We start from the raw sequence: 20,306 nt of genomic DNA, 5'->3' as shown, positions 1-20,306 counted from the left end.
TGACGGGACGCTGAACCTCCTGACCAGAACGGAGGTTCGCGGTGCTCACCGACTTCTACGCCCAGCGACCGCAGTGGTCGCCGGACCCCGACGACGAGCTGCTCGAACACGCGACGATCCAGGTGCCGCGCGACTACGCGGACCCGGGCGGCGAACGGATCGAGATCGCCCTCAGCCGCCGCCGCGCGACAGCGCCGACGCGGCGCCGGGGCATCCTCCTCGGGGTCAACGGAGGCCCCGGCGGCGACTGGGGCGCCGGCCGCCGGCTGCCCGACGAGTACGCGGGTACGCCGCTGCACGAGGTGTACGACCTGATCGGGTTCGACCCGCGCGGCACCGGCGCGTCCACCAGCCTGCTCGCCGAGGTGACCGTTCCCAGGGCCCCGTTCGACTCCCGTCCGCCCGACACGCTGTTCGGGCAGCTCGCCGAGGACATGCGGCTGCGCGAGGAGGCCTGCGCCCGCGCGGGCGGCGAGCTGCGCCGCCACATCAGCACCCCCAACACCGCCCGCGACATGGACGTGATCCGCGGCGTGCTCGGCGAGGAGAAGATCAACTTCGTCGGATACGCCTACGGGGCGTACGTCGGAGCCGTGTACGGCACGCTGTTCCCCGCCCGCCTCGACCGCAGCGTCCTCGACTCGTCCGTGCACCCCGACTGGACCTGGCGCGAGCAGTTCCTGTGGCAGGGCGACGCGGTGCGGCGCAACGTCGAGCGGTGGGCCGAGTGGACGGCCGCACGCCATCTGCACTTCGGCCTGGGCGACGCACCGGAGAAGGTGTTCACCCGCGTCGAGGACGTCGTCGTACGCCTCGACGGCCTCGGTCAGGGCCCGCACCTGCGCACCCTGTTCGACGGCGCCGTCGGCAACCGCGCGGCCGACCGCGGCCGGTGGGCCGAACTCGGCACGCTGGTCGGCGAGCTGGACAAGGCCGCCGCTGCGGGCGACGCCGAGGCCTGCCGGCGGCTGCTGCAGGAGCAGGGCACCTGGCGCCCCGACGACAGCGAGGGCTCGCTGCGCTGCGGCGTCCTGGAGGCCATCACGCTGGAGCACGCCTGGCCCGCCGACCTGGAGGTCTACTACCAGGACATGCGGAAGTTCCGGGAGCGCTACCCGTACGGCTACGGCGTGCTGCGCGCCCAGCCCTGGGTGGGCGCCTTCCGCGCCTTCCAGCCCGCCGAGCCCCCGGTCGTGCCGGTCCGCGACGGCTACCCGGTGGGCCTGGTGGTGCAGGCCGACGGCGACCCGATGGACCACTACGCGGGCGGCGTGGCGATGGCGGAACGCCTCGGCCACCATCTGCTCACCGTCGAGGACTCCGGAGAGCACGAGGTGTACGTGCTCGGCGGCAACCCGTACGTCGACGCGGTCGTCCACCGCTACCTGGTCTTCGGCGAGCTGCCGGCCCCCCGCGCCACCTGCCCGGGCCGCACCCCGCGCCCGGACATCGCCGCCGACCCGGCCTGACGCCGGCATCGACAGGCATGAGCGAGGGGCCCGGTACCGAAGCGGTACCGGGCCCCTGGCCGTCCTGGGACGGGCCTCACCACACGACGGGCAGCTCCCACAGGCCGTAGATGACGGCGCCCTCCTTGCGCGGGATCTCCAGGAACGGCTTGGCCAGCTTCAGCGTCGGAACGCGCTGGAACAGCTTGCTCCACACGATCTCCAGCTCAAGGCGGGCCAGGTCCGCGCCGATGCAGTGGTGCACGCCGTGCCCGAAGCCCAGGTGCTTGCGGCTGCCCCGGGTGATGTCGAGCTTCTCCGGCTCGGGGAAGACCTCCGGGTCGCGGTTGGCGGCGAGCCCCAGGCAGAGGATGCCGTCGCCCTTGCGGATGACCTGGCCGCCGATCTCGATGTCCTCCAGCGCGACGCGCGGTACGGCCGTGTCGCCGATGGTCGCGTAGCGCACCAGCTCCTCGACGGCCGGCTTCACCAGCGACGGGTCGTTCAGCAGCAGCTCCAGCTGGTCGGGGTTCTCCAGCAGACAGGCCGTGCCCAGCGAGATCTGGCTGGCGGTGGTCTCGTGGCCGCCGTTCATCAGCAGCCGCACCATGTTGAACAGGTCCCGGTCGGTGTACTCCTCGCCGGACTCCGCGTAGTCGGCCATGGCCCGGCTCAGCAGGTCTTCGCCCGGCTCGCGCCGCTTGAGCTGGATCAGTTCCCGGATGTAGGCGTTGACCTCGACGATCGCGGCCTGCCGCTCCTCGGTGCTGCTGTGCCCGCCGAGCAGGGCCGTGCCGTGCTTGATGAAGAAGTCGTGCTGGTCCTGCGGGATGCCGAGCAGTTCGCAGATCACCGTCATGGGCACGGCGAGCGAGAACACGCGGTGGAAGTCCGCCGGGGGCTGCAGGGCGAGGAGCTTGTCGAGGTGGTCGTCGACGATCTCCTCGACGCGCGGACGCAGCCGCTGCACCTGCCGGTTGGTGAAGGTCAGCGCCGCCTTGCGCCGCGTGGAGCTGTGCTCCTTGCCGTCGTAGCCGATGAACGACGTCTCCGTGCGGTACTCCGGCGGGGCGATGAAGTAGAACGGGAAGTTGGCGTGCCTGCGGGAGGCGCTGACCCGCGGATCGGTGAGCAGCGTCTTGATGGTCTGGTAGCCCGTCACCGTCCATATGCGCAGACCCGATCCGGTCAGGGTGACCTGCGATACGTCCTTGCCGATCATCTCCGTGTACTCGGCGGGCGGGGTGAACGGGCAGGTGCGCGCGTACGGGAACGTCTTGGGCTCGGCGGCCTGTGCCGATGCGTCCGCCTCGGTGGCACTGGTGGTCACGGTGGGTCCTTTCGGGAGGATCGGAAGGAGTGAATGCCTGGGGGGCGCCCGGGAGCTGTCCGGGCCCGCCGCGGGGCCCTACCGGGCGGCGATGTCCAGACCGCCGTCGACCGTGATGATCTGGCCGGTGACCAGCTCGTTCGCCCGGTCCGCGAGGCGGGTGATCCACTGGGCGACGTCCTCGGGCTCGCCGATCCGGCCCAGCGGGACGGTGGCGGCGACACCCGCGAACAGGCCCTCGACCTGCTCGGGGCCGAGGCCGTTGGCCGCGTAGGCGTCGGTGCGTACGAAGCCCGGGGCGACGGCGTTGACCCGGATGCCGCGCGGGGCCAGTTCGGCGGCCCAGCTCCGGGTGAAGCTGTGCACGGCCGCCTTGCTCGCCGAGTACACGGAGCTGTCCGGGCCCGGGTTGTGGCCGCCCCGGCTGGAGACCAGGACGATCTGGCCGCCGGGGGAGCGCAGCTGGGGCAGCAGGTGGCCGGTGAGCAGCAGCGGGCCGAGGACGTTGGTCTCGACGACGTCCCGGGCGGTGGCCGCGTCCAGCGCCGCCAGCGGGCTGAAGCGGAAGATCCCCGCGTTGTGCACCAGCACGTCCAGCACGCCGCCCCGCTCGCCCACCGCGTCCGCGACGGCCTGGGCGCCGGCCTCGGTCGTCACGTCCGCGCCCACCGGCACGATCGCGTCGTGCAGCGCGGCGACCTCGGCGAGCCGTTCCTTGCGCCGCCCGGTGATGATCACGGTGCGTGCGCCGAGTTCCGCGAACGACAGCGCGGCGGCACGGCCGATACCGGTGCCGCCTCCCGTGACGACGACGGTCTGCTCCGCAAAGGGCTGGTCCGGCATGGCGGTCCCTCTCTGGTTCGGTCCGAGGGGGCCAGTACAGCGGGTGCGTCTTGGGCGGCGGTCGAGCCCGGGGAGAGCAGACGCCGCCGGTCACGGGGCGGGCGCGGCCTCACGCCCGGCGGTTCTCCCGGGCGTGCGGTCCGGTGGCGTGACGGCCGTGGCGGGAGCCGCGGCCATCACGGCCGGCGGCGGTCGCGGGCCGCACGGTCCGGTGCTGCGCAGACCGGCCGGCGCCGCCGCCTGTTGCGGAGGCGGGCCGGGCCTGTGGGCTCAGATCCAGCGGATCTCCGGGTTCGTGAGGCCCGGTGCCGTGAAGGCCAGCAGAGCACGGCCCTCGCGCTCCACGGCCGTGCGGTCGCGGCGGGCGAGGGCACGCCCCAGCGGCTCGACGACCAGGGCACCGTCCTCGATCCGCCACAGCGCCCGTACGAAACCGTCCACGAGCACCGTCGACCTGATCAGCCCGTTGCGGGTGAAGACCAGACGCCGCTGCTCCTCGGTGAGGATGCGGCTGCGGTCGGCGTGGCCGAGCAGGATGTTGTCGAACTCCGGCAGGAACCGCACCGGTACCGGCGTCGAGGGATCGGGCAGCGGCGCGTCGGGGACGTCGTACAGGTCGGCCCCGTTCTCGTCCTGGAAGACCCGCAGTCCGGGCCGCAGCCGCTTGACGACCGCGCCGATCCGGGTCATCCCGGACCAGGCCTGGATGTCCTTGACGGTGGCCGGCCCGAAGGCCGCCAGATACCGCCGCACCAGGGTGTCCGGCGAGGTGTCGGTGCCCAGGGGCCGGCCCAGCCAGGTCTCGGCCGTACCGTGCACGGCCTGCCCGCTCTCGCCCCACAGTCCGCGCGGCGGCAGCTGCACCAGCGGCACGCGGGCACGGATGACGTTGGCCAGGGCGAACGGCTCGTACTGCGGCCAGCGTTCGGCGAGCTGCGCGCCGAGGCCGCCCAGCGTGAGCCGCTCGGCATCGGACAGCTTGCGTCCGCAGGCGGTGACCTCGTCGAGGTCCAGGCCCTCCAGCTGGCGGCCGAAGGTGCTGGTCAGCTGCCGGTCCAGGGCACTCTGCAGCACCGGCCGCAGGGCCAGGCAGTCCCGTGCCGTGACCAGGTGGATGGTGCCGCGCATCAGCGCGACACGCACGGCCTCGCGCCCGCGGATCAGCTCCGCGAGTTCCTCGGCGGCGAAGCCGGCCAGCCGGGTCCACAGGCCGATGTACGGCGGGTCGGGCGCCTGCGCCTGCATGCCGACCAGATGCTCCAGGACGGCGGAGGCGGACCCCGGCCGCCGTTCGAGCAGCAACTGCCGTGCCAGCAGCGCCCGGTTCAGCGCGCGCCGGTCCAGTACGGTCATCCCGCCTCCGCCTCTCTCTCCCCGCCACCGGGGCCCCGATCAGGACAGCTTCACCACGACGGTGCCGGTGTACCTGCGGTCCAGCAGCGCCACGAAGGTCTCGGGCAGCGCGGCCACCCCGCCCTCCACGACAGTGTGCGGGAAGACGATCCGCCCCTCCCGCAGCCAGGCGCCGAACTGGGCGTTCCACTCCTCGATCTGGTCCGGCGTGTGCAGCGTCGCGAAGCCGCGCAGCGTCAGCGACTTGGTGATGGCCGACATCAGCGCGAGCCGGGGCCGGCCGCCGTCGTCCGCACCGTGCTGCCCGGACAGCGCGCCGCACAGCGCGAACCGGGCGCCCGGCGCCGCGACCTGGACCGCCGCCTCGAACTGCTCGCCGCCGACGTTGTCGAAGACCACGTTCAGCCCGTCCGGGGCCAGCTCCGCCAGCCGCTCGGCCACCGGGCCGTCGTGGTAGTCGAACGCGGCGTCGAAGCCCAGCTCGTCCACCAGGAAGTCGGTCTTCTCCTTGGAACCGGTGCTGCCGATGACCCGGGCCGCGCCCTTCAGCCTGGCGATCTGCCCGGCCAGCGCGCCGACCCCGTTGGTGGCGCCGGACACGAACACCACATCGCCCTCACCGACCTCGGCGGTGCCGACCATGCCGTGCCAGGCGGTCGGGCCCTGGGAGAGGAAGTACTCCGGCCCCGGCAGCAGCGAGCGGTCCCGCTTGAAGAACTCGTGGGCGGTGCCGACGGCGTACTCGCGCCACCCGTTGAAGTGCTCGACGAGATCGCCGACGGCGAGCAGGGGGCTGTTGGACCTGACCACCGTGCCCACCGTACGGCCCCACATGGCCACGCCCGGCTGGAACACCGGGATCGGCAGTTTCGTGTCCGGGTTCATCTGGTCCCGGGCGACCGAGCCCAGCGTCATCCAGTCGTTGCGCACGACGACCTGGCCGTCGCCGGGCTCGCCGAGCGGCGACTCGCCGGGCTCGAAGTGCTCCAGGGTGACGGGTCCTTCGGGATAGGCGGCGAGCCGGATCTCGCGGCTCGTCGCGGGCAGGTGCTCGTGCTCGGTGGTCATGGGGGCTCCCTGGGGGTGCAGGTTCATGGGAAGGGCCAGCAGGTTGTGGTTCACGTCGCCCAGTCGCCAGCACAGCTCCTGTTCCGGCACGGCGAGCCGGGCGCCGGGAAACCGGCGCGTCAACTCCTCGATGGCGACGGCCAGTTCGAGTCGGGCCAGCGGGGCGCCGAGACAGCGGTGGATGCCGTGGCCGAACGCCAGATGGCCGGGCCCCGTGCGCCGCAGGTCGACCTGGTCGGGCCGGTCGAACACCGCCGCGTCCCGGTTGCCCGAGGGGAAGGCGAGGAAGACCGCGTCGCCGGCCGGGACGGTGACGCCGCCGACCACCACGTCCTCGGTGGCGATTCTCGGCAGTCCGGAGGTGTCGTTGCCGTTCAGGTTGACCGTGCGCAGCAGTTCCTCCACGGCGGGCGGAACGTCCTCGGGGTGCTCGCCGAGGTGTCGCCAGGCGTCGGGGTGGTCGGCCAGCAGGGCCAGGGTGAAGTTGGCGATCTGGCCCGCGGACGAGTCGAAGCCGGCGCCGAGGAGGGTGAAGCCGAGGGCTACCAGCTCGTCGAAGGAGAGTCTGTCGTCCGCGGGCGCGGCATGGTCGGTCCGTGCGGCGATGAGCGCGGACAGTACGTCGTTGCCGGGGGTCTGCCGCTTGGCGGCCACCAGCCCTGCGATGTACTCGCCCAGCTTCTTCCCGCCCTCCGCGCTGTGCTCGGGGGGTGCCGACACATCGGCGAACCGGCGTACCCAGGCATGGAACCGGTTACGGTCCGCCTCGGGTACGCCGAGCAGTTCGCAGATCACCGTCATCGCGAGCGGGGCCGCGAAGGACGCGACTAGGTCCACGGGGCCGCCGGTCGTCCTCGCCTCGCGTTCCACGGAGTCCAGCAGCCGGCCCGCCAGCTCCCGTACACGGGGGCGCATGGCCTCGATCCGCTCCGCCGAGAAGGCCTGCTCGGCCAGGGCACGCAGCCGGGTGTGGTCCGGCGGATCGACCGAGATGATCATTCCGGGCGGTGCCTGGAAGAGCCCGCTGAAGGCCGGGGCCCCGGGGGCGTAGGCGGCTGCCCGGCTCAGCCGGGGATCTTCGAGGGCGGCCTTGATGTCCGCGTACCGGGTGACCAGCCACGCGTGACCACCGCCCTGCCAGGCCACCCGCACGACCGGCCGCTCCCCCCGCAGCCGCGCGAACAGCGGCGCGGGCCCCCGGTAACTCGACCCCGGGAACGGGAAGAGGGGCAGCTCCTCGGTGGAGTGCACGTCGGGCACGATGATGACTCCTCGGGGGAAAGCGCCCTGAAGGGGCGCGGGGCTGGGTCAATATGCGGCTCCGCCCCGTGGGCGCGACAAGCCACGACGCCGCCGCACTCGCGCGACGGCACAACGCGGCACTACCGGACGCGCACTCAGCGCACGGAACGGAAAAAGAACCGCAGCTCGTCCACGAGCGCCCCCGGCTGCTCCAATGCCGGAAAGTGCCCACCCCGCTCGTGGTCGGTCCACCTGCGCAGATCCGTGAACCGGGCCTCGCACCAGGCCCGCGGCATCCGCGCGTCCTTCGGAAACACGGAGAGCGCCGCAGGCACCCGCACGGGGGCGAGCGCCATCCTGTTGTGGCTCTCCCAGTAGATACGGGCCGACGACGCACCCGTGCGGCAGAGCCACGCCAGGGTCACGCAGTCCAGCAGCGTGTCCCGCGGGATCAGCTTCTCCAGGTCGCCGTCATGGTCGCTCCACGCCCAGTACTTCTCGGCCATCCAGGCCAGCTGGGCGACGGGGGAGTCGGTGAGGCCGTATCCGAGGGTCTGCGGGCGGGTCGCCTGGATCGCCGAGTAGCCGCCCTCGCTCTGCTGGAACTCCTTGAGCGCGGCGAGACCGGCCAGGTCCCTGTCGTCCAGGGCCACCTGCTCCTGCGGCGGCTTGGCGAACGGCATCGCCAGGTGGATGCCCGCCAGGTGGGCGGCGTCCGTCTCGCCGAGTACGCCGGTGAGGAAGGAGCCCCAGTCGACGCCGTGGGCCGCGTACCGGTCGTAGCCGAGCCGGGCCATCAGCTCGGCCCAGGCGGCGGCCGTACGCTCGATCGTCCAGCCGGGGGCGGACGGCTTGTCGCTGAAGGCGAAGCCGGGCAGCGAGGGGCACACCACGTGGAAGGCGTCGGCCGGGTCCTCGGGGTGTGTCAGGGGCTGGATCAGGTCGAGGAACTCCACCACCGAGCCGGGCCAGCCGTGACTGAGGAGCAGCGGCAGGGCGTCCGGATGCGGGGAGCGCGCGTGGAGGAAGTGCACGCCCAGGCCGTCGATCTCGGTGCGGAACTGGGGCAGCGCGTTCAGGCGTGTCTCGGCCGGCCGCCAGTCGTACCCGGTCCGCCAGTACTCGGCCAGTTCCTTCAGGTACGCCAGCGGCACGCCCTGTGACCAGTCGTCCACCGTCTCGGGCTCGGGCCAGCGGGTGCGGGCCAGGCGGTCCTTGAGGTCGGTGAGGTCCGCCTCGTCGAATGCCACGTGGAACGGCGTGACGTCCCTGCTCATCGCTGGGCCTCCCGGGTCGGGTACGTACTGGTGTCCCGCGGAGGGTAGGAGGGCCGGCTCGAGCACGGCTGGAACCGGCAGCGGGTGTACCGCGTGCTGCCGGCCCGCCACAGGCGCCGCGAGCCGCTTGCGGGGCCGTCCGGGCGTACCGGTTCGAGAGCGGCTCGAGTGCTCCTGAGGCGGAGTTCCAGGGGCCGCTTGCAGCGTGCCCACTCCGACGAGGAGGAGCCGCAGATGTCGACAGGCACAGGACCGTTGAACGGCCTGCGGGTGGTGGAGCTCGCGGCGATCGGGCCCGCCCCGTTCGCCTGCATGATCTTCGCGGATCTCGGGGCCGACGTGGTCCGGATCGACCGGGCCGACGGCGTCCGGTCGTTCGTGGACTGGCACGGAGAACTCGACCGTGGGCGCCGGTCGGTGGAGCTGGACCTCAAGGACCCGGGTGACGTCGACTGGCTGCTGCGGCAGCTGGAGCAGTCGGACGTCCTGGTGGAGGGGTTCAGGCCGGGCGTGGCGGAGCGGCTCGGTATCGGTCCGGAGGTCTGCCTGGGGCGCAATCCCCGCCTGGTGTACGGCCGGATGACCGGCTGGGGTCAGGAGGGGCCGCTCGCCCGTAGCCCGGGTCATGACATCAACTACCTCGCTCTGACGGGTGCGTTGCACGCCATCGGCGAGGCCGGCGGTCCTCCTGTGCCACCGGTCAATCTGCTCGGCGACTTCGCGGGTGGCGCGATGTTCCTGGTCGCAGGGGTGCTGGCCGCGCTGTACGAGCGCCAGACCTCGGGCCGGGGACAGGTCGTGGACGCCGCGATCGTGGACGGGGCCGGCGCGATGCTCGGCATGCTGACCGCGATGGCCGACAGCGGCCAGTGGCGGCATGAGCGCGGGGTCAATCTGCTGGACGGTGGCGCGCCCTTCTACACCTGCTACGAGTGCGCCGACGGCGGACATGTGGCCGTCGGCGCACTGGAGGAACGGTTCTACCGGGCGCTGCTGGAGGGTCTTGAGCTGGATCCCGAGCGGCTGCCCGACCGGAGTGACCCGGTCAACTGGCCTTCGCTGCGCCGGGTGTTCGCCCGCCGGTTCCTCACCCGGAGCCGGGACGACTGGGCCGGTCGCCTCGCCGGGACGGAGGCGTGTGTGACGCCCGTCCTCAGCGTCGCGGAGGCGGCCGCGCACCCCCACCACCAGGCCAGGGGCAGTGGGCCCGCCACCCCGGCGCCGCGCTTCAGCAGGACTCGAGCGGAATTCGACTGACCGCGGTCATCCTGCCGGGTGGGCGACAGGTTTGCCCACCATCGCCCCACCCCACACCCATCCCCCAGACCACCCCCCAAGTAATAGGAGAGGCCACATCATGGCTATTTCGTCCGAACAGGCTCCGTCCGTCGAGACGGAGGTGGACAGCAGGACGGCGGGCGCGGATCCGACGGCGGGGGACAGGCCGCTGGACCCCCGGCGCTGGGCAGCCCTGCTGGTGCTGCTCGTCTCCGCCTTCCTGGATCTGCTGGACGGCACGATCGCCAATGTGGCGGCGCCTTCCATGCAGCGGGAGCTGGGCGCCGGATACTCGGCCATCCAGTGGGTTCTGGTGGGCTACCAGCTCGCCTTCGCCCTGACCCTGATCCTCGGCGGCCGGCTCGGTGACATCTACGGCCGCAAGAAGATGTTCCTCGTCGGCGTCGCCGGGTTCACCCTGTGCTCGCTCGCGGCCGGTATCGCCCAGGAGCCGTGGCAGCTGGTCGTCGCCCGGGTGATCCAGGGTGCCTCGTCCGGTGTCATGGTGCCCCAGGTGCTGTCGATCATCCACGTCACCTTCAACGACAAGGAACGCGGCACCGCCTTCGCGCTGCACGGCCTGGTCGGCGGTCTCGCCGCGACGCTCGGTCTGGCCCTCGGCGGCCTGCTGGTGGAGTGGAACCTGTTCGGTCTCGACTGGCGTCTGGTGTTCCTGGTCAACGTGCCCGTCGGCCTGGTGGGTCTGGCGTACGGCGCCAAGGTCATCACCGAGTCCAAGGCGCCGCAGGCGCTCCGGCTGGACATCCGTGGCGTGGTGCTGCTGACCGTCGGCTTCGTGATGCTGGTCTTCCCGCTGCTGCAGGGCCGGGAGCTGGACTGGCCCGTGCTCGGCTTCGTCTCCATGGGTGCTTCGGTGCTGGTGCTCCTCGGCTTCGTCGCCTGGCAGCGGGCGAAGACCCGCCGGGACGGGTCGCCGCTGGTGGAGCTGGGTCTCTTCCGCACCCGCAGCTACTCGGCCGGCCTCGGGGTGAACCTGATCTTCTACGCGGGCATGGGCATGTTCACCATCGGGTGGACGCTGTACATGCAGGTCGGCCAGGGCTGGTCCCCGATGCGGGCCGGCCTGACCAGCCTCCCGTTCTGCGTCGGCGCCTTCCTCACGGCCACCTCGTCCGTGATGATCCTGGTGCCCAAGTTCGGCCGCAAGGCGATGCAGGTCGGTGCCGTGGTGCTGATGATCGGCCTGGGCACGTACATCTGGGTGGCCGGCAAGTACGGCCATGACGTCACCTCCTGGAAGATCGCGATCCCGCTGTTCCTGGTCGGTCTCGGCTTCGGCACGGTGGCCACGCCGCTGCCGCTGATCGTCACCTCCGAGGTGCCGCACGAGCACGCGGGTTCGGCCTCCGGTGTGGTCAACACCAACACCCAGCTCGGCTTCGCCATCGGCGGCGCCCTGATCAGCGTGGTCTTCTTCGGCGGCATCGTCGGCAACACCACGAGCAACGTCGATCACCAACTGCCGCAACTGCGCAAGGAACTGGTGGCGAGCGCCCGGGTCACCCCGGGTGACGCGGACAAGATCGCCGCGGCCTACCGGACCTGCGCGATCGACCGGGCGAGCGAGAAGGACGCCTCGCTCGTGCCCGCGAGCTGCACCGTGCAGCCGCTGCGCGACCCGAAGGTGGCGCAGGTCGTCGGCACCTACGGCAAGGAGCAGGTCGGCGACTCCTTCGCCGACAGCTTCCAGACCCTGCTCAAGGCCTTCGTCGGCGTCACCGCCGTGGTGTTCCTGCTGATGTTCGCCCTGCCCAAGCGGCTGAGCCAGGAGCAGCCGGCCGCGGAGCCGGAGACCGCCCCGGCGTCCTGACACGCTCCCACCCAGGGGCCGGACGGCACACCAGCCGCCCGGCCCCTTGTACGTGCCTCGGCGGCAGCGCCCCGAAGGGGGGAGCGGGGCACCGCCCCCGCAGGTGTTCGACCCCGGCTCCGGTCCCCTTCTAGTCACCGGTCCGACCCTTGGCCCAAGCCGGCGCAGCGAAGTGCAGGCCCGACAGGAAGGAGGGACGATGGCGCAACAGAGCGGTTTCCAGCTCTACGACACGACCCTGCGCGACGGGACCCAGATGGCGGGCCTGGCCCTCACCGTCGACGACAAGCTCGCCATCGCGCGCAGCCTGGACGCCCTCGGCGTGGGATTCATCGAGGGCGGCTGGCCCGGCGCGATACCGAAGGACACCGAGTTCTTCCGCAGGGCGCGCACCGAACTGGACCTCGGAGCCGCCCTCCTGACGGCCTTCGGCGCCACCCGCAGGCCCGACGTCGCCGTCTCGCAGGATCCGCAGGTGCGGGCGCTGCTGCAGGCGGAGACGCCCGTGGTGACGCTCGTCGCCAAGAGCCACACCGGGCATGTGGACCGGGCGCTGCGCACCACGCTCGCCGAGAACCTCGCCATGATCCGGTCCACCGTGCAGCACCTGGTGCTCGCCGGCCGCCGGGTGTTCCTGGACGCCGAGCACTACTTCGACGGATACGTCACCAACCGCGAGTACGCGCTGGAAGTGGTGCGCACCGCCGCGGAGGCCGGCGCCGAGACCGTGGTGCTGTGCGACACCAACGGCGGTTCGCTGCCGGAGGAGGTGAAGGCGGTCGTCGCCGACACCATCGCCATGACCGGCGCCGCCATCGGCATCCACTGTCACGACGACACGGGCTGCGCGGTCGCCAACACCATGGCGGCCGTGGACGCGGGTGCCGTGCACGCCCAGGGCACCGCCCACGGCTACGGCGAACGCTGCGGCAACGCCAACCTGTTCACCGTCATGGCGAACCTCGTCCTCAAGCGGGGCCGTGAGGTGATCCCGCTGGAGCGGCTCGCGGAGCTGAAGCCCACCGGCCGGGTCATCACGGAGGTCACCGGGATCCCCGGCGTTCCCGCGGCCCCCTACGTCGGTGCGGCGGCCTTCACCCACAAGGCGGGCCTGCACGCATCGGCGCTGCGCGTCGACCCCGGCCTGTACCAGCACATCGACCCGGCCCGGGTCGGCAACACCATGCGCGTCCTGGTCTCCGACATGGGCGGACGGTCCTCGGTCGAGCTGAAGGCCCGCGAGCTGGGCTACGACGTCGGGGCCGGCTCCGAGGCGGTCGGCCGGGCCGCGGCCCGGGTCAAGGAGCTGGAGAGCCGCGGCTACAGCTTCGAAGCCGCCGACGCCTCCTTCGCGCTGCTGCTGCGCGCCGAGCTGGCCGGGCACACCCCGCCGGAGCCGTTCGGTGTCGAGTCCTGGCAGGTGGCCCTGGACGGGGACGGCGGCGCACGGGCCTCGATGCGGGTGCGCGTCGCGGGGTCGTCGTGCACCGCCACCGGCCTGGGCCTGGAGCCCGTGCACGCCCTGGACGCCGCCCTGCACCAGGCGCTGGACCCGGTCTTCCCCGAGCTGGCCGGGCTGCGCCTGACCGGGCACACGGTCCGGGAACTCGCCGGGGACCGTACGACGCCGCCCTCCGTACGGGTCCTGCTGTCGTTCGAGTGCGGCGACCGGCGCTGGGGCACCGTCGGCGTGGACCGGCATGCGGCGGGGGCGGCCCTGGCGGCCCTGCTGGACGCCGTCCACTACGCCCTGTCCGACGCGCCGGAGCGGCGCCAGGACGCCGAGAGCCTGGTGGCCGCACCGGCCGGCTGACCCTTCGAACCCTCTGGAGCGGCTGTGCGTGTGGAAGACATCTATCTGCGGGGGACCTCCGTACGTCTCCCCTCCCGACTGCGCATCGAGGACGCCGTGGCCGCCGGCGAGTGCCCGCCCGGCCTGGTCGCCGCCACCGGCGCCGTCTCGGTGGCGTACTCCCCGGACGAGTCCGCCGCCGAGATGGCGGCCCACGCCGCCCGGACGGCACTGGCCCGTGCGGGCAGCGCCCCGGCCGACGTCGACCTGGTGCTGCACGCGGACACCTACCACCAGGGCCAGGACCTGTGGCCCGTGGCCTCGTACATCCAGCGGGAGGCCCTCGGCAACAACTGCCCCGCACTGGAGATCCGGCAGATGTCGAACGGGGGCCTCGCCGCCCTCGACCTGGCCGCCGCCTATCTCACGGCCGGCCACGGCCACGGCGACGCGCTGCTCACCTGCGCCGACCGCTTCTGCCCCCCGGGCATCGACCGCTGGCAGACCGACCCCGGCACGCCCTACGCCGACGGCGCCTCGGCGCTGGTCCTGTCCCGGCGCGGCGGCTTCGCCCGCCTGGTCTCCCTCGCCCTGCACGCCGACCCGTCACTGGAACCCCTGCACCGCGGCGACGAGCCGTTCACCAGGGCGCCGTTCAGCAGCCGGATACCCGTCGACTTCGAAGAGGCCAAGCGCGCCTTCGTCGGCCGGGTGGGGATGTCGTACGCCATCACCCGGGCGCACGCCGGACAGCAGACCGTGCTCAAGCAGGCGCTCGCCGACGCCGGCATGGAACTCGGTGACGCCCGGTGGGTGGTGCTGCCGCACTTCGGGCGGCGCCGGCTGCAGTCCATCTACTACAAGCCGTTCGGCATCGAACCGGACCGCACCACCTGGGAGTTCAGCCGGACCGTCGGCCACCTCGGCGCCGGCGACCAGTTCGCGAGCCTCGACCACCTGCTGGTCTCGGGCAAGGCCGGCCCCGGCGACCGCTGCGTACTCGTGAGCGTCGGAGCGGGATACAGCTGGGGCTGTGCCGTCGTCGAGATCACCGAATGCCCCGACTGGGACAGCCCCGACAGGTCCTGAGGCCGTACCCGGCCCGATATGGCCGGTCTCCACCCGCCGTCGAGGTGCGCTCGAGGCGGCTGTGCCACTCTGCTGATCGCCGTCCCGGACGGCACGACTCGAAGGAAGGACCCGCCGTGGCGACGACCGTTACGAGCGAGACACCGGACACCGCCCTCGTCACCGGAACGCATCTGACGGAACACTCCGTCACCGTGGCGGCGCCCCCGGAGGCCTGCTACGCGCTGGTGGCCGACGTCGCCTCCTGGCCCCAGGTCTTCGGGCCCACCGTCCACGTCGAGGTGCTGGAGGAGAGCCGGGACGAGAGGGGCGCAGGCGAGCAGCTGCTGCGCATCTGGGCGATCGCCAACGAGCAGGTCCGCACCTGGACCTCACGCCGCACCCTCGATCCGCACTCCCGTACGGTCACTTTCCGCCAGGTGGTCCCTGCGGCCCCCGTCGCCTCGATGGGCGGCACCTGGCGCATCGAGTCCCTGGAGGACGGCACGACCCGGGTGGTGCTGCTGCACGACTACCGCGCGGTCCACGACGACCCGGAGGCCGAGCAGCTCATCGAGCGCGCCGTCGACCGCAACAGCGTCGCCGAACTCGCCGCCCTGAAGAACGCGGCGGAACTCGGCGAGTCCGCCGACGAACTCCGGTTCACCTTCAGCGACTCCGTGACGGTCGCCGGGGCCGCCGGTGACGTGTACGCCTTCCTGGACCGCGCCGACCTGTGGCCCGAGCGGCTGCCCCATGTGGCGCGGCTCGCCCTCACCGAGGACGAACCGGGCATCCAGCACATGGACATGGACACCCGCAGCCCGGACGGGTCCCTGCACAACACCACCTCGGTCCGGGTGTGCTTCGCGGACCGCAAGGAGATCGTGTACAAGCAGCTGCGGGTACCGGTGGCCATGCGCGTGCACACCGGACGCTGGACCATCGAACCGTCGGGCGACGCGGAGACCCTCACCGTCACCTCCTGGCACACGGTGGTGCTCGACCCCGAGGGCGTGCGCTCCGCGCTCGGCCCCGACGCCACGCTCGCCGAAGCCCGGGCCCTGGTCCGCAAGGCCCTGGGTACCAACAGTTCGACCACCTTGCGCCATGCCAAGCAATACGCGGAGGACGTGCATGCCGGGACGTGATCTCACCGGACCCGTCACGATCATCAACCGTTTCGAGGTCAAGGGCGACACCGACAGGTTCGAGCGGCTGTTCCGGGAACACTCCCAGTTCCTGCGCCGCCGCACCGACTTCGACTTCCTGGTGACCGTACGCCTCGCCGACCATCCGCACGTGTACGTCCACCTGGGGCACTGGCGCACCCTGCGCGCCTTCCGCGACACCGTGCACGACGAGACGTTCCTCGGCCACGTCGAACGTCTGGAACCGCTCGTCGAGACGGAGGTCGACCAGGCCGTCAGCGTCGGCCGGGTGCTGCGGGACAACGCGCGCGTCGGCACCGAGAGCGTCGTCCTGCTGCGCGCCCGGGTCGGCGGGGACTGGCGCGCCTTCGAGCGGCGGTTCGCCGGCCTCACCGACCGCCTCGGCGAGGCCGACGGCTTCGGCGGCAGCGACCTGCTGCGCTCCCTGCTGCGCCCCACCCTCTACACCGGCCTGCTGTGGTGGCGGGACGCCGAGTCGCTGGACCGGGCCCTGGACAGCGAGCCGGTCCAGGCCGCCCGGCGGGAGCTGCAGCGGGGTGCCGAGGTCGTGCTGGAGCGGACCCGGCACGTGGCCTACGAACGCGTGATCGACTGATCCCTCCCGGGGCGTGCGGGCCCCAGCGGTGACCGAGCCGAGGACCTCCTGGTCCTCGGCTCGGTCGCGTTCGGGACGCGAGGGCGGCTCTAGCTGCCGCGTGCACGCTGGTGCCATGACCGACGAGACGCACATCACCGTGGTGCGCGGCCGTCCCGACGCCGCGGAACTGGCCGCCGTCACCGCCGTGTTGCTCGCCCTGTCCCGCCGTGACCGGGAGCCGGACCAGGAGGTGAAGGCGGCGTACGCGGACTGGACCGTCAAGAGCGCGGGTCACCGGGTGCCGTCCTGGCCGGGGAGATGACCGGCGGACCACCAGCAGCTGTCGCCCCGGCGCACGCGAGCGACATCACGACACCGAAAGGGGAGGGCGTTGACCGGCCACCGGACATTCACCGACATCGTGCGGAGCAGAGTCGCCGCGTCACCCGACCGTGAGGCGCTGATCGTCCTCACCGAGCGGGACGGAGCGCTGCGGCCCCAGACGCTCTCCTACGCCGAACTCGACCGGGCCGCCCGCACCGTGGCCGCCCGGATCGGACGCCACACGGCGCCCGGCGAACGGGTCCTGATCCTGCACGAGTCACCCGCCCTGTTCGGCATCGGCTTCCTCGCCTGCCTCTACGCGGGCGTGATCGCGGTGCCCGCCGCGCCCCTCGGCGCGCTGGGCCGGCCCGGGGAACGCATCGCGGGCATCGTCAAGGACTGCGCCGCCGGCTGTGTGCTCACCTCGCTCGCGGAGGCCCTCGACGTCACCCAGCTGCTGGCCCGCACCGGACACGGGCACGTCACCTGCATCCCCACCGACGCCGACGTCACGGGCCCGGCGGACGACGACGAACCGTGGCAGCCGCCGCGGCGCGAACCCGACGACGTGGCGTTCCTGCAGTACACCTCCGGCTCGACCCGCGAGCCCCGCGGGGTGACCGTGACGCACCGCGCGCTGCTCGCCAACCACCGGGCGATCCACGCGGCGCTCGGCACCGTACCGGGCGGCAGGATCGGCGGCTGGCTGCCGCTGCACCACGACATGGGCCTGATCGGCCAGCTGCTGCACGCCCTGTGGCTCGGCGGCACCGCCGTCCTGCTCTCCCCGGTGGCCTTCGTCAAGCGCCCGGCGCACTGGCTGGAGACCATCTCGCGCTACGGCCTGACCGTGAGCGGCGCCCCCGACTTCGCCTACGACCTGTGCGTGCGCCGCGTCAACGACAGCCAGCTCGCCGGGCTCGACCTGTCCGGCTGGCAGGTCGCCGTGAACGGTGGCGAACCCGTCAGCTCGGCGACCATGCGGGCCTTCGCCGACCGGTTCGCCGCCGCGGGCCTGCGCGCCGAGGCGCTGGTGCCCGCCTACGGCCTGGCCGAGGCGACGCTGCTCGTCAGCGGCGACCGCACCACCTGCGGGTTCGGCACCCATACTTTGCCCGCGCCGCCGGGTGCCGTCGCGCCGGAGCGCGAGGTCGTGGCCTGCGGCCGGCCTGCGGGCGTCGAGGTGCGCATCGTCGACCCCGACACCCGCAGAGCGGTCGAGGACGGCCGGGTGGGCGAGATCTGGGTGCGCGGCGAGTCGGTCTCGCCCGGCTACTGGGGCAGCCCGCGGGACGGCGCCGACACCTTCGACGGGCGGATCAAGGACGGCGAGGGCGGCTATCTGCGCACGGGCGACCTCGGCGCCCTCGTCGACGGGCGGCTGTGCGTGACCGGCCGGATCAAGGACGTGATCGTGGTCGCAGGGCGCAACCTGTATCCGCAGGACCTGGAGCGCACGGTGCGCGAGGTCAGCGCCCTGTTCGGCTCCGGCACCGCGTTCGGGGTGCCCGGCGACCGTGAGCGCGTCGTCGTGGTCCAGGAGCTGCGGGCCCGCAGCCGCTACGGCGTCGACCTGGCCGAACTCACCGCCGGCGTGCAGCGGCGGCTGAGCGAGCAGTACGACGTGGCCCCGGGCGGTGTCCTCCTGGTCCGCCCCGGCACGGTCCGCCGCACCACCAGCGGCAAGCTCGAACGGGCCGCCATGCGCCGCATGTTCCTCAACGGCGAACTCACCGCCCTGCACCAGTGGGTCGACCCGGAGGTCGAACGCCTGGTACGAAAGGAACACCGATGACCACGACGCCCCCAAGGGGCGCGGGGCAGCGTCACCGTGCGGCTCCGCCGCCGGGCGCGGCCAGCCACGACGCACCCGCGGACGCGCCCCGGCCCAGCACGGCACCCCCCGCGGCGCACTCCGTGCCCCCGGCCACCCGGATCGACGCCCTGGAGGCCGCCCTGGGCCCCCTGGACGACCCCCACAACCCGCTCGGCGCCGCCGCCCTGCTCGCCGCCGACGCGGCGGGCGAGCCGGTACCCGGTGCCGAGCGGGTGCTCGACGTGTTCGGCCTGAACGCGGAGTTCGTGCCGGCGGAGCTCGGCGGCCGGCTGAGCCGTATGGACGTCCTCGGCCGGCTTCTGCGTCCCCTGTTCCGCCGCGACGCCTCCGTGGGCTTCGGATACGGCCTGAGCTGCTTCTTCGCCGCCGTACCGGTGTGGACCGCGGGCAGCGACGCACAGCGCCGTTTCGTGGCCCGGCTGCTGCTGGGCGGCGACCGCGTCGCCGTCGCACGGCACGAGGTGGCGCACGGCAACGACTTCGTCCGCGACGAGCTGACCGCCCGGCCCGCCGCCGGCGGCGGTCTGTCGGTGAGCGGCAGCAAGACCGCGATCGCCAACGCGGCCCGCTCCCGCGGCCTGGTCGTCTTCGTCCGCACCTCGGACGCCCGGGAAGGGGGCCGCAGCCACTCGGTCCTGCTCCTGGACCGCGCCGGCCACCCCGCCGACCGGATCACCGACACCGGGCGGCACTCCACCACCGGGATGCGCGGCGCCGAGTTCGGCGCCCTCACCTTCACCGACTGCACCGTGCCCGACAGCGCGGTGCTCGGCCGCGTCGGCGACGGCTACGAACTGTCGCTGCGCTCCTCGCTGTTGATCCGCGGCCTCATCCCGTCGATCGTGCTCGCCGGCGTCGACACCGCGCTGCGCACGGTGGCCGCCTTCGCCACCCGCCGCCGCGCCGACGGCCGCTCCTCGCTCGACGTACGGCACGTACGCGACGTGCTCACCGGCGCCTTCCTCGACCTGCTGCTCATCGACTGCCTGGCCCTGGTCGCCACCCGGTCGCTGCATCTGCTGCCGCGGCAGATGAGCGTGTACGCGGCCTCCGCGGCCTACCTCGCGCCACGGCTCGCCGCCGAGACGATGGACGAGATGGCGGCGGTGCTCGGCGAGGAGAGCTTCGCGGTGAGCGGCACGTACGGGATGTTCCAGAAGCAGTTGCGCGACCTGCCCGTCACCTCGCTCGGCCACGCCGGGAGCGCGGGCCGCCAGGTCAGCATCCTGCCGCAGCTGCCGTACCTGGCCCGCACCGCGTGGTTCACCGAGGCGGAGGCGCCCGCCGCGCTGTTCCGGCCGCACGAGGACCTGCCGCCGCTGGACCTGCCGCGCCTGTCCCTGCTCACCGACGGCGACCCGCTCGCCGCGACCCTGGTGGCCTGCACCGCGTGGCTGGAGTCGGCCGACCTCACCGTGCCGGGACGCGAGGACTGGCCGCTGCTGCGCGCGCTCGCCCGGTCCTTCACCGGTGAACTGCGGGAGCTGGCCAGGGCGTTCGGCGAGATCGACCCCGGCGACCGCGCCGCGCTGGCCAGCCCGAGCAACTTCGCGCTCGCCGACCGCTACACCCTGGTCCTGGCGGCGGCGGCCTGCCTGGGGACCTGGCGCGCGCAGACCGCCGCTCCGTCCGACGCGTTCCTGGCCGATCCCGCCTGGGCGTCCGCGGTGCTCCACCGCCTCGCCCGGCGCCTCGGCCTGCCCGTGCCCGACCTGCCCCCGGACCGGACGGGCGGGGCCGGCCCCTTCGCCGCCTGCGAGCAGCGGGTGCTCGCCGAGGCGCTGGACCGCCTGCACGGCCGCCGCAGCTACGACTTGTACGGCTCCGCGCTGGCCTGATCCGCGAGCGGAGCCATCCACCCGAGCC

Annotated in this window: 15 protein-coding genes; 10 read left to right on the top strand and 5 right to left on the bottom strand. The window is 72.8% G+C overall.

The window, feature by feature from the left end; translation table 11 throughout:
- Positions 1-41: 41 nt before the first annotated feature.
- Positions 42-1,469, top strand: a complete 1,428-nt coding sequence (locus tag ABZ624_RS06905) for an alpha/beta fold hydrolase (protein ID WP_360083409.1) — start codon at positions 42-44, stop codon at positions 1,467-1,469.
- A 76-nt stretch (positions 1,470-1,545) separates the two neighbouring features.
- Here ABZ624_RS06905 and ABZ624_RS06900 read toward each other — a convergent pair whose 3' ends face one another.
- The 5 genes from ABZ624_RS06900 to ABZ624_RS06880 all read right to left on the bottom strand — a co-directional run bounded on the left by ABZ624_RS06900 (position 1,546) and on the right by ABZ624_RS06880 (position 8,561).
- Positions 1,546-2,778 (bottom strand): cytochrome P450, encoded by a 1,233-nt coding sequence (locus ABZ624_RS06900; protein WP_360083407.1) that lies wholly within the window; start codon positions 2,776-2,778, stop codon positions 1,546-1,548.
- 78 nt (positions 2,779-2,856) lie between these two features.
- Positions 2,857-3,621 (bottom strand): SDR family oxidoreductase, encoded by a 765-nt coding sequence (locus ABZ624_RS06895; RefSeq protein WP_360083405.1) that lies wholly within the window; start codon positions 3,619-3,621, stop codon positions 2,857-2,859.
- Between the two features lie 270 nt (positions 3,622-3,891).
- The gene (locus ABZ624_RS06890) at positions 3,892-4,974 is read right to left on the bottom strand and encodes a winged helix DNA-binding domain-containing protein (protein ID WP_360083403.1); all 1,083 of its coding nucleotides are present in this window, start codon (positions 4,972-4,974) and stop codon (positions 3,892-3,894) included.
- Between the two features lie 39 nt (positions 4,975-5,013).
- Positions 5,014-7,302 carry a cytochrome P450 gene (locus ABZ624_RS06885; protein ID WP_360083401.1) on the bottom strand — a complete coding sequence of 763 codons (2,289 nt, stop codon included), beginning with the start codon at positions 7,300-7,302 and terminating at the stop codon, positions 5,014-5,016.
- Positions 7,303-7,439: 137 nt separating this feature from the next.
- Entirely contained in the window at positions 7,440-8,561 is a 1,122-nt protein-coding gene (locus ABZ624_RS06880; RefSeq protein WP_360083399.1) for an epoxide hydrolase family protein, read from the bottom strand.
- 234 nt (positions 8,562-8,795) lie between these two features.
- On the opposite strand from ABZ624_RS06880, the gene ABZ624_RS06875 reads away from it, so the two are divergent.
- The 9 genes from ABZ624_RS06875 to ABZ624_RS06835 all read left to right on the top strand — a co-directional run bounded on the left by ABZ624_RS06875 (position 8,796) and on the right by ABZ624_RS06835 (position 20,278).
- The gene (locus tag ABZ624_RS06875) at positions 8,796-9,818 is read left to right on the top strand and encodes a CaiB/BaiF CoA-transferase family protein (RefSeq protein ID WP_360083397.1); all 1,023 of its coding nucleotides are present in this window, start codon (positions 8,796-8,798) and stop codon (positions 9,816-9,818) included.
- Between the two features lie 100 nt (positions 9,819-9,918).
- Positions 9,919-11,670: an MFS transporter gene (locus ABZ624_RS06870; RefSeq protein ID WP_360083395.1), complete on the top strand. Its 1,752-nt coding sequence runs from the start codon at positions 9,919-9,921 to the stop codon at positions 11,668-11,670.
- 199 nt (positions 11,671-11,869) lie between these two features.
- A complete protein-coding gene (gene cimA, locus ABZ624_RS06865) occupies positions 11,870-13,483 on the top strand; it encodes a citramalate synthase (RefSeq protein WP_360083393.1) in 1,614 nt (537 codons plus the stop codon).
- Between the two features lie 24 nt (positions 13,484-13,507).
- Positions 13,508-14,551 (top strand): ketoacyl-ACP synthase III family protein, encoded by a 1,044-nt coding sequence (locus tag ABZ624_RS06860; RefSeq protein ID WP_360083391.1) that lies wholly within the window; start codon positions 13,508-13,510, stop codon positions 14,549-14,551.
- A 116-nt stretch (positions 14,552-14,667) separates the two neighbouring features.
- Complete coding sequence (locus ABZ624_RS06855; RefSeq protein ID WP_360083389.1) at positions 14,668-15,681, top strand: aromatase/cyclase; 1,014 nt, start codon at positions 14,668-14,670, stop codon at positions 15,679-15,681.
- Positions 15,668-16,297, top strand: coding sequence for an antibiotic biosynthesis monooxygenase (locus ABZ624_RS06850; protein ID WP_360083387.1), 630 nt, complete (start codon positions 15,668-15,670; stop codon positions 16,295-16,297). Before ABZ624_RS06855 ends, ABZ624_RS06850 begins: the two co-directional genes overlap by 14 nt.
- A 115-nt stretch (positions 16,298-16,412) precedes the next feature.
- Entirely contained in the window at positions 16,413-16,601 is a 189-nt protein-coding gene (locus ABZ624_RS06845; protein ID WP_360083385.1) for an acyl-CoA carboxylase subunit epsilon, read from the top strand.
- Positions 16,602-16,700: 99 nt separating this feature from the next.
- The gene (locus ABZ624_RS06840) at positions 16,701-18,398 is read left to right on the top strand and encodes a fatty acyl-AMP ligase (RefSeq protein ID WP_360083383.1); all 1,698 of its coding nucleotides are present in this window, start codon (positions 16,701-16,703) and stop codon (positions 18,396-18,398) included.
- Complete coding sequence (locus ABZ624_RS06835; protein ID WP_360083381.1) at positions 18,395-20,278, top strand: acyl-CoA dehydrogenase; 1,884 nt, start codon at positions 18,395-18,397, stop codon at positions 20,276-20,278. The genes ABZ624_RS06840 and ABZ624_RS06835 overlap by 4 nt, the downstream gene beginning before the upstream one ends.
- Positions 20,279-20,306 lie beyond the last annotated feature (28 nt).

Origin of the sequence: Streptomyces sp. NPDC007205, assembly GCF_040634095.1 — a bacterium.
GTDB lineage: Bacteria > Actinomycetota > Actinomycetes > Streptomycetales > Streptomycetaceae > Streptomyces.
The sequence above is the reverse complement of the archived record's forward strand: the minus strand, read 5'-3'. Positions and strand labels throughout refer to the sequence as shown.